This is a genomic window from Paenibacillus sp. LjRoot153 (genome assembly GCF_964253085.1).
Lineage (GTDB): Bacteria > Bacillota > Bacilli > Paenibacillales > NBRC-103111 > Paenibacillus_E.
The window spans coordinates 231,169-246,645 of the sequence record NZ_CAXUQH020000001.1; the positions used below are offsets into that span (position 1 = coordinate 231,169).

Consider the following 15,477-nt stretch of genomic DNA (forward strand, 5'->3'; position numbering starts at 1 on the left):
GTGCAAATTACAGATGTAAGACTCCGCCGGGTAAACTCCGAGGGGAGGATGAAGGCGATTGCTTCTATTACCATTGATAACGAGTTCGTCGTACACGACATTCGTGTCATCGATGGCAATAACGGAATGTTCGTTGCTATGCCGAGCAAGCGAACACCAGATGGTGAATTCCGCGATATCGCTCATCCGATTTCGTCCACGACTCGTGAGAAAATTCAAGCAGCAGTACTCGCTGAATACGATCGCGCGGCTGTAGAAGAGGAAGTTATTGAAGAAGGCGCATAATTCAGATTATTGAGAGAGCCCTTAGGGCTCTCTTTTCTTTTCGCAGGTAATGATGCTATATTGGGGGAAGAACTCATTGTTTAGAGATATAAAGAGAAATCATGAATTCATTATAAAGGAGTTGGATATTCGTTGAAGCTCATGGCAATTGTGTTGGCTGCAGGACAAGGGAAACGAATGAAATCAAAGCTATACAAGGTGCTTCATCCGGTTGTTGGTAAGCCGATGGTGGGTCACGTTGTGGATACGCTGCAACATATAGAAGTAACGCAAACCGTGGTGGTGGTTGGATTTGGTGCGGAGGCTGTAAAAGGCTACTTAGGGGATCGTGCCCAGTATGCGCTGCAAGAGCAGCAACTAGGAACGGGACATGCGGTGCTTCAGGCAAAGGATCTGCTTGGTGAGGAAGAGGGAATGACGGTTGTCATTTGCGGCGATACTCCCCTTATTACAGCAGCTACGCTGAAAGAGACGATTGAGCTGCACCAACAATCGGGTGCAGCGGCGACAATTTTGACTGCGAAGCTAGGTGAGCCTCAAGGCTACGGGCGTATTATTCGCGGAGAAGACGGAGCCGTTGCTCGAATCGTTGAGCAGAAGGATTGCACACAAGAGGAAGCGGCTGTTCAGGAGATTAACACGGGTACGTACATTTTTGATAATCGCAAAATGTTCAATGCACTGGCGTCAGTTACGAACAAGAATGTACAGAATGAGTACTACCTAACCGATGTTATCGGGATTATGACCAGCGCTGGCGAAGTTGTGCAAGGTTACTGTATGGCAGATCCAGCTGAATCGATTGGCGTGAACGATCGTGTGGCATTGTCCGAAGCGGAGCAACTGTTCAAAGCGCGGATTAACCGCGGGCATATGTTGAACGGGGTTACGATTATTGATCCACTGAATACGTACATCGAGAAGGATGTTACGATTGGCGCAGATACGGTTCTGCTGCCAGGTACGATTTTGCGCGGAAACACAAAGATTGGTGAGCTTTGTACCATTGGACCGCAAACTGAAATCATCGATTCCACGATTCAGGACGAAGTAACAATTAAGCAATCCGTTCTTCAAGAGGCTTATGTGGATAGTGAAACATCCGTTGGGCCATTCGCCTATTTAAGGCCTGGTGCTAAGCTTGGCAAGCAAGTGAAAGTTGGCGACTTCGTTGAGATCAAAAATGCGACGCTAGGTGAAGGAACGAAGGTTTCTCATTTGAGTTACGTAGGTGACGCGGTAGTTGGGACGAATGTGAACATCGGCTGCGGTGCCATAACGGTGAATTATGATGGGTTTAATAAAAACCTGACAGAAATCGGCGATAATGCGTTCGTGGGCAGCAATGTCAATTTGATCGCGCCTGTGAAAATCGGGGACGGAGCTTATGTGGTTGCTGGCACCACGATTACACATAACGTGAACGAAGGTGATCTAGCTATCGCTCGTGTACGACAAGAGAATAAAGCGGGTTATGCTGATAAAATTAAAGCGCGGATGAAGGCGAAGAAAGAAAATAAAGGTCGTTGATGAACTGCGTGTTAACATATACGACGGAGTAGTTAAGCAATAGGAATGGAACCTCTTGAGGCGGGGTACGCTAGAAATGAAGTGCTGCCCACTCAGCCTGGTTTACGTGGAAGCGTCCAGGCTGAGCGAGACCGATAGAGGTTCTTTTTCTCGTGCTAGTGCGCCTGCAGCAGTCATAAGACGGTTGAAGAGCTGGGAGAGTCACAGCTGTCCCTTCAATGAAAGCGCTTAATATCCCGGGCGCGAAACAAAAGTATGCTTCTTTCTGCTATAAAAGATACGATTAATCTTAACGAAATGACGGTTGTACATTTCAACGAAGCCTATATCCTTGTGCAGATTTTGATAGTATACTTGGACGGGGACGTCCGCATCGATATGATCTTGAAAATGATCATCTTCTGTAAGCTGTTGTCCATGAAGATACATCGTTCTTTTATCACCTACAGCTTTTATGGGATGGATATCATTAGGTAACAGGTATATTGTAAACAATAACCTTTAGAAGCGGGTTCCGCAAAGGTTTTTTAGTTTATCGCTAGTTGAAATAGAAAGTTTTCATTTTTACTTTCTAGTCAACCTTGACAAACACGCTGTCCTTCGAAAGACGGCGTATTCGTTTATCTATGGGGGGATTTTGAAAATTATGAAATGTTTTATCGGACTGGGAAATCCGGGAAAGCAGTATGAGCTAAATCGGCACAATGTTGGGTTCATGGCAATTGATCGCTTTGCCGCCAAGTGGGGGATTACCTCTTTTCAGAATAAAGGGAAGGGGCTGCTCGCAGAAGGTAATGTGAACGGGACGAAGGTGTATTTACTGAAGCCAATGACGTACATGAACCTTTCAGGTGAATCCATGCGAGCCTTCCTTGATTTCTATAAAGCGAAATTGGAAGACGTCGTGATTGTTTATGATGATATGGACACATCCTTCGGTCAAATTCGTCTTCGTTATCAAGGGAGCCCAGGCGGACATAACGGTATTAAGTCCATTATTCAGCATGGGGGCACACAGATCTTTAATCGGATTCGGATTGGTGTGAATCGCCCGGCACCAGGTTATAACATTGCGGATTATGTGCTGTCTAACTTTTCCAAAGAGGAGATGAAGTCCATAAACGATGTACTGGATTTAACCTGTGATGCCATGGAATTTAGTTTGGGCGAGTCCTTCGAGAAAACGATGGCTAAGTTTAATAAATAATCACATCACGTTAACCTGCTGTATATATGATGATATGTAAGCTCCCTATTCGAAAATGACAATGGCAGATTCGGCTAATTATTCCGAAGAATGGTCATACTAGGATGTAATCGAATTGTCGAAGGAGGCATACATATGATCAAGTATATTTGCAGGCATTGTCATACCTTTGTTGGGGAAATTAATCAGCATGCGATTACCGAGCAGCAGTTAGGCTTCCATTTCTTGACCCCTGATGAGCGTAGAGATATAATATCGTATAATACGAACGGAGATGTTACGGTTAGGGTCGTTTGCGACTACTGTCATGAGGCATTAGAAGCAAACCCTGAATTATCCCTGCTAGCCAGTCCGTTGCAATAATTATGATGAAGATAAAGAGTTAATAGCCGAGGCAAGTGTGCCGAGGCTTCTTTTTGTGAGGGGAGTGTACTTGTTTGCAAGCTTTAATTCAAGCTTTTTCTGCGGATTCCGACTTTCAAACGATCGTGACAGGCCTCAAGTCCGAAATGAAAGAGCAGCTCATTGCCGGTTTAACTGGCTCCTCCAGGCAAATCATGCTGGCCTCACTTGCGCGTGAGCTTGAGCGTCCGCTTTTCGTTGTTACGCACAATATGTTCGCTGCTCAAAAAATAGCGGAAGACCTCTTGGAGTGTCTGTCCCCTGACGAAGTGCTGCTCTATCCATCTCAAGAGCTTCTGACTACGGAAGAAGCGGCTTCAAGCCCGGAGATGCTAGCGCAGCGTATTGACGTTCTCACCAAACTGGCTGGCGGGTTCCGCGGCGTAGTTATTGCGCCATTTGCTGGCGTACGAAGATTGCTGCCACTTAAACAGGTGTTCGAAGAATCCCGAGTAACGATTAATGTCGGTGACACGGTTCAATTAGACGAGCTGCTAGCCTCCTTATCCAGCTTAGGCTATGAACGGGTTGAACGCGTTGAAACCAAAGGCGAAATGAGTGTGCGAGGCGGTATTCTCGATTTATTTCCGTTAACGTCGGAGAATGCGATTCGGATTGAGCTCTTTGATATCGAAGTAGACTCTATTCGGACTTTCGATGTAAGTGACCAGAGGTCAATTGATAAACTAACAACGGTGACGATCCCTCCATGCCGCGAGATTCAAGCGGATAGAAAGCGGTTACAGTCGGCGGCACAGCACGCATATGAGCTGCTGCAGGCGCAATTGGCGAAGATGACCGAGCGCTCAGCCAAAGACAAGCTGTTAGAGGTCGTAGGCCGCGATATCGAGCTTATGCGAGAGGGCCAGACGTTCCCAGGCATTTATAAATATATTTCTCTCCTATACACGGAAAGACAGACGCTCATGGACTACATGCCCAAAGACTCGATTCTCATTATCGACGAGCCTGCCCGCCTCCTGGAAACAGCGAAGCAGCTTGAGCGTGATGAAGCCGAGTGGATGATGCATGCGTTAACTGAGGGGAAGAGCTTGCCGGCTTTTGTGCTGTCCAAATCTTACGAAACCCTGCTGCACCGCAGACCGTTCCCGACGTTGTATGTGTCCCTTTTCCTTCGTCAGGTAGCGGGTATTCAGCCGCAGAATATCGTTAACTTCGTTTGTCGTGTTATGCAAAACTTCCATGGGCAGATGAATCTCCTCAAGGCAGAGATGGAGCGCTGGAAGAAGAATGGCAGTAAGGTCATTCTTTTAGCAAATGGAGATGACCGTGCAGAACGTGTACGTCGCGTTCTTGGCGACTACCAGATTGAAGTTCCTGAGATTGTAGATGGCAATCTGCAAACGGGATTCGAAATGCCTTCCATTCATCTCGTCGTGATTACAGAGGGTGAGATTTTCACTCAGAAGCAGCGTAAGGCACGTAAAGTGGAGAAGAAACTGGAGAACGCAGAACGGATCAAAAGCTATCAAGAGCTGAAGGTCGGCGACTACGTTGTTCACGTCAATCACGGCATCGGGAAATACGTAGGTATCGGCACATTAGAGGTTGGCGGGATTCATAAGGATTATTTGCATATTATGTACGCCGGCGGCGATAAGCTGTCTGTTCCGATTGATCAAATTGATTTGATCCAGAAATATGTCGGTTCTGAAGAGAAGGAACCGAAGGTATATAAACTAGGCGGCGCTGATTGGGCGCGGGTAAAAAGCAAGGCACGCGCATCTGTCAAAGATATTGCAGATGAGTTGATTAAGCTGTATGCCGAGCGTCAAGCTGCGACGGGTTACGGATTTAGTAAGGACAGCTCGTATCAGAATGAGTTTGAAGCGATGTTCCCTTACGATGAAACCCGGGATCAGCTTCGTGCTATTGAAGAAATCAAAACCGATATGGAAAAAGCACGTCCCATGGATCGATTGTTATGTGGAGACGTTGGTTATGGCAAAACCGAAGTTGCCGTTCGTGCAGCCTTCAAGGCAGCGATTGATGGGAAGCAGGTTGCTGTTCTCGTGCCCACGACGATTTTGGCGCAGCAGCATTATGAAACTTTCCGAGAGCGTTTCTCTGGCTATCCGTTCAATGTGAAAGTATTAAGTCGTTTCCGTTCTAAGAAAGAACAGACGGAGGTCATGAAAGGGGTCAAGAAAGGCGTCGTTGACGTCGTGATTGGTACTCACCGCCTCTTGTCGCAAGATATTCAGTTTAAGGATCTAGGCTTGCTCATCGTGGATGAGGAGCAGCGTTTTGGCGTGTCCCACAAAGAGAAGCTCAAACGTCTGAAGACGAACGTGGACGTGCTTACGCTAACTGCGACGCCAATTCCAAGAACCTTGCATATGTCCATGCTGGGCGTTCGTGACTTATCGGTCATTGAAACCCCGCCAGAGAACCGCTTCCCAGTTCAGACCTATGTGGTGGAATACGGGCCGACGCTGGTTAGAGAAGCTATCGAGCGTGAGCTAGCGCGTGAGGGGCAAGTTTATTATCTTTACAATCGCGTGCAAGGCATTACCCAAATCGCTGATCAAATCTCGATGATGATTCCGGATGCACGAGTAACCGTAGCACATGGTCAAATGGGTGAGCAGGAGCTCGAGAAAACGATTCTCGATTTCTTGGACGGGGAGTACGATGTTCTCGTCAGCACGAGCATTATTGAAACCGGCGTAGACATCCCGAACGTGAATACACTTATTGTCCATGATGCGGATAAAATGGGCCTTTCCCAGCTCTACCAGCTGCGCGGACGTGTAGGCAGGTCGAATCGCGTCGCTTATGCGTATTTCACGTACCAGCGTGATAAAGTACTGACAGAAGTAGCCGAGAAACGACTTCAAGCGATTAAAGAGTTTACAGAACTTGGTTCAGGCTTTAAAATTGCGATGAGGGACTTATCCATTCGTGGCGCAGGAAACTTATTGGGTGCTGAACAGCACGGCTTTATTGCATCTGTCGGCTTTGATTTGTACTCGCAAATGTTAGCTGAAGAAATTGCAAAGCTGAAGCTGGAGATAGATGGAGAAGCAGTCATTCCAGAACCGGAATGGCATACGTCAATCGACATTCAATTGGATGCGTATCTGCCATCTGATTATATCTATGACAGCATGCAAAAAATCGAAATTTACAAAAAAGTGGCCGCCATTCGTACGCTGGAAGAAGCCGCGGATCTGCATGATGAGCTCGTTGATCGCTTCGGCGATCTGCCGCAGGCCGTGTTCAACCTACTGACAGTGGCTCGTTTGAAAGCATACGGTTCGGATTACCGGATTGAAACGATTAGCCAAAAAGGAGAGGATTACCTAATCAAGGTGCATATCGACCAAAATGGCAGGCTGGATGGCCAGAAGCTGCTCGCTTTGTCCAAAGCCTTTGATGGTCGTATCAAATTGAACGCAGATCCGCAGCTACTTATTGTTATCCGCTTTAAAGGCATGAAGCCGGAAGCCTCCATCGAATTGTTGGAGAAATTCTTGGTACAATATAAGGATGTTCTGAAAACGAAAGGGGAATTACAGGATGTTGCCAAATGAAACTAGCAAACAACGACTTACTTCGAAGAAATGGATATTAGGTTTGGTGACAGTAGTCCTTGCATTCTCTGTCCTCAGCGCGTGTGGAGACAAAAAGGAAGGCGCTGCAACAGCTTCGCCTTCCGCATCAGCGGCTGCTACAGGTAATCCAAGCGATATTATTGCTACGTACAAAGAAGGCGGAAAAATTACACGCGGTGAATTCGATTCGTTCATCAACGTGAATAAAATGTTCTCCCCGCAATTAGCGCAATACTTGGCAGATCCAGCTTTTCAACAAGATATGTTGAAGCAAATGGTCACTTTCCGTGTTCTTTCCGCTAAAGCGGACGACAAAGTGAAAGCGGATGCTGACAAACAAGTTACTGAGCAAATGAAAGCCATCACCGACTACTTCGGTAAACAAGAAGGCGGAATGGACAAGCAGTTGAAAGACAACGGTATCGAATTGAAGGATATCGAGTCCCTGATGAAATTAAGCTTCTATACAATGGGCAGCATGGAAAGCAAGATCACAGACCAAGCGGTTCAAGATGCTTACAAAGAGCAAGCGGCAGCACATGCGTTTGACATTGCAACTGTAAGCCATATTCTTATCTCCTTGAAAGATTCTGCAACACAAGCAGATCTTCGTACGAAGGAAGATGCTCTCAAAAGAGCGAAAGAAGTGAAAGCGAAATTGGATGCAGGTGGAGATTTCGCGGCGCTTGCTAAAGAATACTCCGATGATCCAGGTTCCAAAGATACAGGCGGTACGTACAAAGATGCTAACATCAATGAATGGGTAACAGAGTTCAAAGATGCAGCAAGCACGCTTCCATTGAACAAAATCAGTGATCCTGTAGAATCCACTTTCGGTTATCACGTGATGAAAGTAGAATCCAGAAGCACGAAGCAACTGGACGATACGCTTAAAACGCAAATCAAATCTCAGCTTGCAGAGAAATCCTTGTCTGAATTTGCAGAAACTGAGTATCCGAAATTGATCGAAACGAATAACCTTCCTAAAGTAGAAGCAAGCCCAGCTCCAGCAGCCAGCCCTGCTACTAGTCCAGCAGCTAGTCCTGCGGCAAGCCCAGCTGCAAAGTAAGAACTTACCAGGATGTCCGATAATGGACATCCTGTTTTTATTTCTCATTTTTGGACATGATAAGCGCAGCAGGGTGCAGAGCTAAATAAAGTAAATTGCTTAGTCGAGGCGTCTGCATAGAAGAATGGGAAGTGAAGAATACTATGGATAGATTTCAAGTTCCCACCAAATCCCGATCTAGCATACAAGGTTTCATGCTCGTGTCGTATCTAATTCGAAAGCGGAAAGTGAGGCATCTAGAGGTATGAAAGCAACTGGAATTGTCCGTCGGATAGATGATTTAGGGAGAGTTGTAATCCCCAAGGAAATACGGCGCACCCTACGCATTCGTGAAGGTGACCCTTTGGAAATTTTCGTGGATCGTGATGGAGAAGTTATTTTGAAGAAATATTCACCAATTGGTGAACTTGGTGATTTTGCGAAGGAATATGCGGAGTCACTGTTTGAAAGCACCAATCATGTTGCCTTGATTTCGGATCGAGATCATATTATTGCTATGGCTGGCGGATCTAAAAAAGATTACTTAGAGAAATCCGTTGGGGCAATCATTGAGTCTTGCATGGAGAACCGTAAGGCTGTCATTGAAAGCAGCTCGGGTCAATTTGAGATTATCAAAGATACCAATGAAACCTTCACTTCCTTCGTAGCTGCACCGATTGTAGCAGGGGGAGATCCCATTGGTTCGGTTATCCTGATTTCGAAGGACGAGAATGTGAAAATGGGGAATATGGAAGTTAAAATGGTCGAGACTGCCGCTGGATTTCTAGCGAAGCAGATGGAGCAATGAACACATAATCCAAAACGAAGGCTTCCTTACGGAGATGGTGACGCATCTGTAAGCGAAGCTTTTTTTGTCTGAACTGGCAGATTTCGCTATAATACGTACATAGGAATCATGCTTGTGTAGAGGAGTAAATCGGAATGAGGGCTACCTTCAAGGAGCAAAATCAGCAGAAAGAAGGGCTCCAGAGGAATGGTGATGGTAAACAAGGGAACAAGCTGTTAAAAGGTGCTGCCCTGCTTGGGGGGGCGGCTGTGCTCTCGAAGCTACTAGGGACGCTGCAGAAGATTCCTTTGCAAAACGTAGCTGGAGATGTGGCTTTTGGCATTTATAATGCGGTTTATCCGCTCTATATTTTGATTTTATTTGCAGCCACGGCTGGATTTCCAGTGGCGGTGTCTAAATTTGTAGCCGAACGCGTCATCGAAGAGGATCATCCAGGCGCGAAACGGATTGTGGTTGTCTCATCTGCGCTATTAATGAGTACGGGGTTTCTCTTATTTCTCCTGTTGTATTTCGGTGCGGAGACGATTGCCGGTTGGATTGGCATTTCGCAAACCGTGACAGCGATCCGCAGTGTATCCTTTGCTCTGCTCTTATCTCCCGTTCTTGCTGTCCTGCGGGGGTATTTCCAAGGGTATCAAAATATGGTACCAACCGCAGTCTCGCAAGTCATCGAACAGCTCATTCGTGTGATTACAATGGTTGCGCTATTGCTGTATCTGGTGGCGCTCGCTTACGATGAGGCATGGATCGCAGCGGGGGCTACATTTGGCTCTGTAACAGGCTCTGGAGCGGGTCTTGTCGTGATGGCTGTATTTTGGCACAGGGAACGTCGTTCTTTGCGTGTGAAGCATGTGAGATCAGAGTTGCCAGCGTCTATCGAGCAAAAGGGTGGAATGGAGCCAGGGTCAGAGCAAGATGCTAAGAAAGCGATAGCAGCCGGCTTAGAGACTGAGCAAGTGATCTCATCTTGGCAATGGGCGAAACGGATTACGTTATATGCGATCCCTGTCTGCCTAGGTGCAATTGTCGTGCCGCTGCTCACGCTTGTGGATACGTTCACCATGCCTCGTTTGCTGGAAGCTTCATTGGGCAGTGAGTTGGAGGCTATGCGTCAGTTCGGCCTCTATAACCGTGGGTTTCCACTTGTCCAGCTGGTCGTGATGGTGGCCTCCTCGATGTCGGCTGTCTTAGTACCGGCTATTGCGGAAGCTAAGATAAGCGGACGAGTGGATATTATCCGCTTTCGCGCGGAGATGTCCGTCAGGCTCGCATGGTTGATCGGGCTTGGCGCCTCGTTTGGCCTCGCCTTCCTGGCGGTGCCGATTAACCTGATGCTCTATACGAGCACCGAGGCGAGCTGGACAATGGCCGTGTTGGCCTTCACAGCTTTATTTAGTACCCTGAACGCTGTCAGTGCCAGCGTTCTCCAGGGCGCCGGCGCGATCCGCACGCCGGCTAATGCCCTGCTCGTTGCCATCGTGCTGAAAGCACTCGGCAACGTCGTTTTGATGCCCCGCTGGGGCATCGACGGCGCCGCGCTCAGCGCGGTGATCGCCTACGCCGCTGCGGCGGGGCTGAATCTGGTGCAGCTGCGCCGCAGCACCGGGGTGCGCTTCGCGCTGCGGCCGTACGCCGTCAGTCCCACGCTGGGCGTGGGGCTGATGGGCGGCGGCCTCGCAGCGCTGCAAGGGCTGGCCATGCTCGCTAGCGCGGCATGGCACGTGCCTGAGCGATGGAGCGCTAGCGCCATCGCTTTGGTTGGCGTAGCCGGCGGCGCGGCCGTCTACGCGCTTGCGCTGCTGCGAAGCGGCAGCATCAGCCGCGAGGAGCTGCGGCTGATGCCGGAGCTGGACCGGAAGCTGGCGTCGGTCCTGGCGAAGCTGAGGCTGACGAATCGTGATAAGTAGCCGCGAGGGATCTGTTGTTATGGAGCCGAATTGGTGAATATCTTGCTAATATTGTATGCTGTGCAACAATTTAGCCCAGAATCAACGGATTGTGCTCAATTCGGGCAGAGTTGTTGTACAAAATACAACATACTATCCCAACAGCACGTGAAACACGATTTCATGTTGTACAAAGTACAACTCGATGAAGATAACTGGCGAATTTCGCCGCATTACTCGCTATAACTATTAATCAGGAGGTGTCATCCCATGTCAACAAGCAACCCGCGAATTACCGTCCTTGGACTCGGGACAGGAGACGAAGATCAATTAACCTTAGGTGTATGGAAGAAGCTTCAACTAGCGGCGAAGTCGCAAGCCAAGCTGTTCCTACGGACCAAAGACCATCCGATGGTACAACTGTTGGATGTGGGCGAGATTCCATATGCAACGTTTGATGCGAATTACGTGTCGAATGAGACGTTCGAGGGAGTCTATGAGTCTATTGCAGAAGAATTAATCACTGCAGCGAAAAGCCATACGCTTGAAGTGCTTTACGCTGTCCCTGGTCATCCCATGGTGGCAGAGTACACGGTGCAATTACTGAAACAACGCTGCCCATCTGAAGGTATCGAACTCCAAATTACAGGTGGAGAGAGCTTCTTAGACCAAGCCTTCTTGCGTTTTGGTTTCGATCCAATCGATGGCTTCCAGTTGCTGGATGCGACGAGCATCAGCCGTTATGCATTGAATCCACAACTGCATACGGTGATTGGGCAGGTATACGATACGTACACAGCCTCTGATTTAAAAATCAGCCTGATGGATGCCTATCCAGACGAGTATAAGGTCGTTGTTGGTCACTCCTTGGGGGTGGCAGGTCAAGAGCAGATCATCGAAGTTCCGCTCCACGAGCTCGATCATGTCAAAGGTTATGGCAATCTGTCTCTAGTGTGGGTGCCACGCAGTGAGCAGGAAGGGCCGTACAATCGGACATTTGGTAAGCTGCATGAGATCGTTCAGACCCTGCGCAGCCCAGAAGGTTGTCCGTGGGATCGTGAACAGACACATGAGAGTCTGCGCAAGAATCTGATTGAGGAAGCTTACGAAGTGCTGGAAACCATTGATGAAGATGATCCGGATCACATGTGCGAGGAGCTTGGTGATTTGCTTTTACAAGTCATGCTGCATGCGCAAATGGAAGAGGAGATCGGCACGTTCTCCGTGTATGATGTGATCGCTACGTTAAATGAGAAGTTGATTCGCCGTCATCCGCATGTGTTTGGGGAGTCGAAGGCAGAGGATGCCGATGAGGCTTTGGTTAACTGGAATGCGATCAAGGTCGAAGAGAAGCGGAAGAAAGGCATCGATGTTACGCGGCAGTCTGTGCTGGATGGCATTCCGCGTGAATTGCCAGGGTTGATGAAGGCGATGAAGCTGCAGAAGAAAGCGGCAACGGTCGGTTTTGACTGGACAGAGCTAGATGATGTGCTTGCTAAGGTAGAAGAGGAGCTCGCTGAGCTGCGTGAAGCGATTGCGCTAGGGGCTGAAGATGGGGCTCAGGAGCGTCGTGACGAGTTGGGGGATGTGCTCTTCTCTATCGTCAATGTTGCTAGATTCCTCAAAGTAGACCCCGAAGAGGCGCTAGCACAAACGAATCGGAAATTTATGCAAAGATTTTCATATATTGAGGAACAGTTACGTTTAAAGGGCTTATCTTTTGAACAAACTGGGTTATCAGAGATGGAAGTTTACTGGCAAGAAGCAAAAAAAGTTATAAAACTTGATCAACGATAGAAGGATTTTGCCGAAAAAAGCAGAATACTAGACTTGTTGCAAGGTATAATCATGAAATGTAACCACAGTTGGTACATAGAAGACCTGATCTTCAAACATTTTGGGAGGTAAAAAAACACATGAACAAAACAGACTTGATCAACAACATCGCTGAAAAAAGCGGACTTACTAAGAAAGACGTAGAAGTTGTCCTTAACGGATTCCTTGGTGAAGTGACAGACGCTCTTTCATCCGGAGATAAAGTACAATTGATCGGTTTCGGTACATTTGAAACTCGTAAGCGTTCTGGCCGTACAGGTCGCAACCCGCAAACGGGCAACCCAATCGAAATCGCAGAATCCAATGTTCCTGCTTTCAAAGCGGGCAACAAGCTTAAAGACGCTGTAAAATAATGCGTATCGATAAATTTCTCAAAGTATCTCGTCTGATCAAACGTCGTACGGTTGCAAAGGATGTGTCCGACCAAGGACGCGTGTGGATTAACGGTAGGGATGCTAAAGCGAGTACGCATGTGAAAGTTGGAGATGAGCTATCCATTCAGTTCGGTCAAAAGAAAGTGACGATTCGCGTTGAACTTTTGACAGAGTCGACCCGTAAGGAAGACGCTGCGCAGATGTACACGCTGCTGAAGGAAGAGCCCTTTCAATCCGAATAACGCATAACGATGAAGTAGCCTGAGATTCCTGCAGAGGGGATTTCAGGCTTCTTTTTTTATAGGCATAGGATGCAAGGCTTGGTTCTAAAAAAGGACATCCTCCCATATCGTAAGATTAGGTGAAGGAGGGGTACAGGCCATGATTGAACCTGTGAAAAATAGCAACAAAAGGCAAGAAATTAAGATGCTGAATCGCAAGCTCTTGGAAATATCAGGAGTTTTGAACGTAGAAAGCTTTGATAGCGAAGAATTCCTCCTAGAAACGGAAATGGGCTACTTGATGATTAAGGGGCAAAATTTGCACATCAAGAACTTGAGCTTGGAGCAAGGATTAGTCGCCATTGAAGGTATTATTCATGAATTAGCCTATGTGGACGGGAATACCCAGGAGAAATCCAAAGGGTTTCTTGGTAAGCTATTTAAGTGACGCTTCACGTTCAATTTCAGACGATTTTCATGATGTTCCTGAGTGGAATTTGCATAGGGGCTCTGTTCGATATTTTTCATGTACTCTCGGGCAAGCTGCGATTGCCGCGATGGACCATCCCCATTGTAGATAGCATCTATTGGATTGTGGCGATAATCCTAGTGTTTAAGATGCTCATTTACAGTAATGAAGGACAAGTTCGTATTTTTATTTTTCTTGGAATGGGGATCGGAATTTGTTTCTATTTCGCTCTGCTTAGTTCCCTTGTCATTCGTCTAACACTCATTCTCATACGAATTATTGTGGCGATTTACCGCTTCCTTACGAGGACTGTCGAAATTTTAATCATTAAACCGATTATTGGCTTATATCGTCTAACGGTGATAATTTTAGGCTTTTTGCTAGCCGTAGCTATATTCCTTTACAGAATTGTGCTACAATTGCTCTATCCTGTGTGGAGATTATTCCTCTGGATGACTAAGCCTGTGCATAAGTACTTGGTGATCCCTGATTGGTTGAAGAAGCTGAAGGGACGCATCATTGCACTTTATCGCAGGATATTCTCGAAGTAGGAGGATTTCCTATTCATGCATGCTCAAGCAACCGTTTCAACCAAGCGCATCAGTCGGGAAGGCTCGAAGCGAAGACTGCGTATCCTTTTGATCATCGTCTTATGTTTTCTGAGCTGGGCTGCTGTTAACATCTGGGGGCAGTTCGCCAAGCTGCACGAGAAGAAAAGTGTCGTAGCGAATATGGAGCAACAACTCGTTGAAGCGCAGAAGATCAATGCTCTCACGACGAAGGAAATCGCACGGCTGCATAACGACGAATATTTGGATCAGATCATTCGCCGGGACTTTCATTACAGTAAAACGGGAGAGACGCCACTAAGTGTCTCGAAGTCGCAATAAGAAACGTTATGAAGAAGTGGCGAATGCCGTGTTGACCGTGGTTTCTGCATCGGTTATAATCGGCGTAGCCAGTGTTTTCAACATTTTAAGGGAGGAACATTTTACTTTATGGCAATTGAAGTTGGCACCAAGTTAGAGGGAAGAGTGACGGGGATTACTCACTTTGGAGCATTCGTCGAGCTTGCTGAAGGAGTTACCGGTCTTGTTCACATTTCGGAGATCGCGGACAATTATGTGAAGGACGTTAATGACCACTTGAAGCTGGAAGACAAGGTAACGGTCAAAGTAATTAACGTGGACAAGGATGGCAAGATCGGACTGTCGATCAAGCAAACGATTGACAAGCCAGTTGAGGAAAGACCAGCTCGTCCTGAACGTACAGGTGGCAGCAGCTATCAAGGTCGCCCTAGTGGAGATCGTCCAAGCGGCGGTTACCAAGGTGGTCGCCCAAGCAGCGGCGGAGACCGTAGTGGTCCTCCAAGCGGTGGTCAAGGTGGTAGTGGCGGTCGTCCAGGTGGCGGCGGTGGCTTCAATCGTGGCGGCGGCGGTGGTGGTCGCGGCGGCTTTAACAAGCAGCAAGGCGGAGCTAGACCGTTTTCGTTCGAAGATAAAGTATCTCGTTTCCTCAAAGATAGTGAAGAGCGGATTTCGTCCTTGAAGAAGAACACCGAGTCCAAACGCGGTGGCCGAGGCGGAAGAAGAGACTAATAGATGCAGATGATGAACCACATTCGCTTAGGCGAATGTGGTTTTTTCTTTGTCATGTGCGACAAGTCCGGCAAAAACAATGAAAATCAATCGACATGGAGTTACGGGTATCTCCCTCATATGCGGCGCGTAGTTTCGAGGTAATCAGACTTTTGGAAACGTTTTCAATACAAGGAACCTAGAGTAGGCAAGGGCTGGGACCTGTTGACAAAGACATCGGGACATGTCGGAAATT

Annotated in this window: 16 protein-coding genes; all 16 read left to right on the forward strand. The window is 47.5% G+C overall.

From position 1 onward, the window contains the following. The 16 genes from spoVG to ACSQ8P_RS01075 all read left to right on the forward strand — a co-directional run bounded on the left by spoVG (window position 1) and on the right by ACSQ8P_RS01075 (window position 15,242). On the forward strand, window positions 1-285 hold the full coding sequence (spoVG, locus tag ACSQ8P_RS01000) for a septation regulator SpoVG (protein ID WP_028557369.1): 285 nt from the start codon (window positions 1-3) through the stop codon (window positions 283-285). A gap of 132 nt (window positions 286-417) precedes the next feature. Then, window positions 418-1,815, forward strand: coding sequence for a bifunctional UDP-N-acetylglucosamine diphosphorylase/glucosamine-1-phosphate N-acetyltransferase GlmU (glmU, locus tag ACSQ8P_RS01005; RefSeq protein WP_436233517.1), 1,398 nt, complete (start codon window positions 418-420; stop codon window positions 1,813-1,815). A gap of 255 nt (window positions 1,816-2,070) precedes the next feature. Further along, window positions 2,071-2,292 carry a hypothetical protein gene (locus ACSQ8P_RS01010; protein ID WP_436233518.1) on the forward strand — a complete coding sequence of 74 codons (222 nt, stop codon included), beginning with the start codon at window positions 2,071-2,073 and terminating at the stop codon, window positions 2,290-2,292. 169 nt (window positions 2,293-2,461) lie between these two features. Then, a complete protein-coding gene (gene pth, locus ACSQ8P_RS01015; RefSeq protein ID WP_436239426.1) occupies window positions 2,462-3,022 on the forward strand; it encodes an aminoacyl-tRNA hydrolase in 561 nt (186 codons plus the stop codon). A gap of 135 nt (window positions 3,023-3,157) precedes the next feature. Continuing rightward, window positions 3,158-3,385 (forward strand): anti-sigma-F factor Fin family protein, encoded by a 228-nt coding sequence (locus ACSQ8P_RS01020; protein ID WP_310502535.1) that lies wholly within the window; start codon window positions 3,158-3,160, stop codon window positions 3,383-3,385. A 74-nt stretch (window positions 3,386-3,459) separates the two neighbouring features. Continuing rightward, complete coding sequence (mfd, locus tag ACSQ8P_RS01025; protein ID WP_436233519.1) at window positions 3,460-6,981, forward strand: transcription-repair coupling factor; 3,522 nt, start codon at window positions 3,460-3,462, stop codon at window positions 6,979-6,981. Further along, a complete protein-coding gene (locus ACSQ8P_RS01030) occupies window positions 6,968-8,071 on the forward strand; it encodes a foldase protein PrsA (protein WP_436233520.1) in 1,104 nt (367 codons plus the stop codon). Before mfd ends, ACSQ8P_RS01030 begins: the two co-directional genes overlap by 14 nt. 244 nt (window positions 8,072-8,315) lie before the next feature. Next, a complete protein-coding gene (spoVT, locus tag ACSQ8P_RS01035) occupies window positions 8,316-8,858 on the forward strand; it encodes a stage V sporulation protein T (protein WP_056617966.1) in 543 nt (180 codons plus the stop codon). A 134-nt stretch (window positions 8,859-8,992) separates the two neighbouring features. Then, window positions 8,993-10,765: a putative polysaccharide biosynthesis protein gene (locus ACSQ8P_RS01040; protein ID WP_436233521.1), complete on the forward strand. Its 1,773-nt coding sequence runs from the start codon at window positions 8,993-8,995 to the stop codon at window positions 10,763-10,765. A 249-nt stretch (window positions 10,766-11,014) separates the two neighbouring features. Then, on the forward strand, window positions 11,015-12,541 hold the full coding sequence (mazG, locus tag ACSQ8P_RS01045; protein WP_436233522.1) for a nucleoside triphosphate pyrophosphohydrolase: 1,527 nt from the start codon (window positions 11,015-11,017) through the stop codon (window positions 12,539-12,541). Between the two features lie 119 nt (window positions 12,542-12,660). Next, window positions 12,661-12,933, forward strand: coding sequence for an HU family DNA-binding protein (locus ACSQ8P_RS01050; protein ID WP_028557378.1), 273 nt, complete (start codon window positions 12,661-12,663; stop codon window positions 12,931-12,933). Further along, window positions 12,933-13,196: an RNA-binding S4 domain-containing protein gene (locus ACSQ8P_RS01055; RefSeq protein WP_056617957.1), complete on the forward strand. Its 264-nt coding sequence runs from the start codon at window positions 12,933-12,935 to the stop codon at window positions 13,194-13,196. Before ACSQ8P_RS01050 ends, ACSQ8P_RS01055 begins: the two co-directional genes overlap by 1 nt. A 139-nt stretch (window positions 13,197-13,335) precedes the next feature. After that, window positions 13,336-13,623 (forward strand): sporulation protein YabP, encoded by a 288-nt coding sequence (gene yabP / locus ACSQ8P_RS01060; protein ID WP_056617955.1) that lies wholly within the window; start codon window positions 13,336-13,338, stop codon window positions 13,621-13,623. Continuing rightward, window positions 13,620-14,195 (forward strand): spore cortex biosynthesis protein YabQ, encoded by a 576-nt coding sequence (gene yabQ, locus ACSQ8P_RS01065; protein WP_436233523.1) that lies wholly within the window; start codon window positions 13,620-13,622, stop codon window positions 14,193-14,195. The genes yabP and yabQ overlap by 4 nt, the downstream gene beginning before the upstream one ends. A 15-nt stretch (window positions 14,196-14,210) precedes the next feature. Then, window positions 14,211-14,534, forward strand: coding sequence for an FtsB family cell division protein (locus ACSQ8P_RS01070; RefSeq protein WP_056617947.1), 324 nt, complete (start codon window positions 14,211-14,213; stop codon window positions 14,532-14,534). A gap of 108 nt (window positions 14,535-14,642) precedes the next feature. After that, a complete protein-coding gene (locus tag ACSQ8P_RS01075; RefSeq protein WP_057313299.1) occupies window positions 14,643-15,242 on the forward strand; it encodes a S1 domain-containing RNA-binding protein in 600 nt (199 codons plus the stop codon). Window positions 15,243-15,477: the final 235 nt, after the last annotated feature.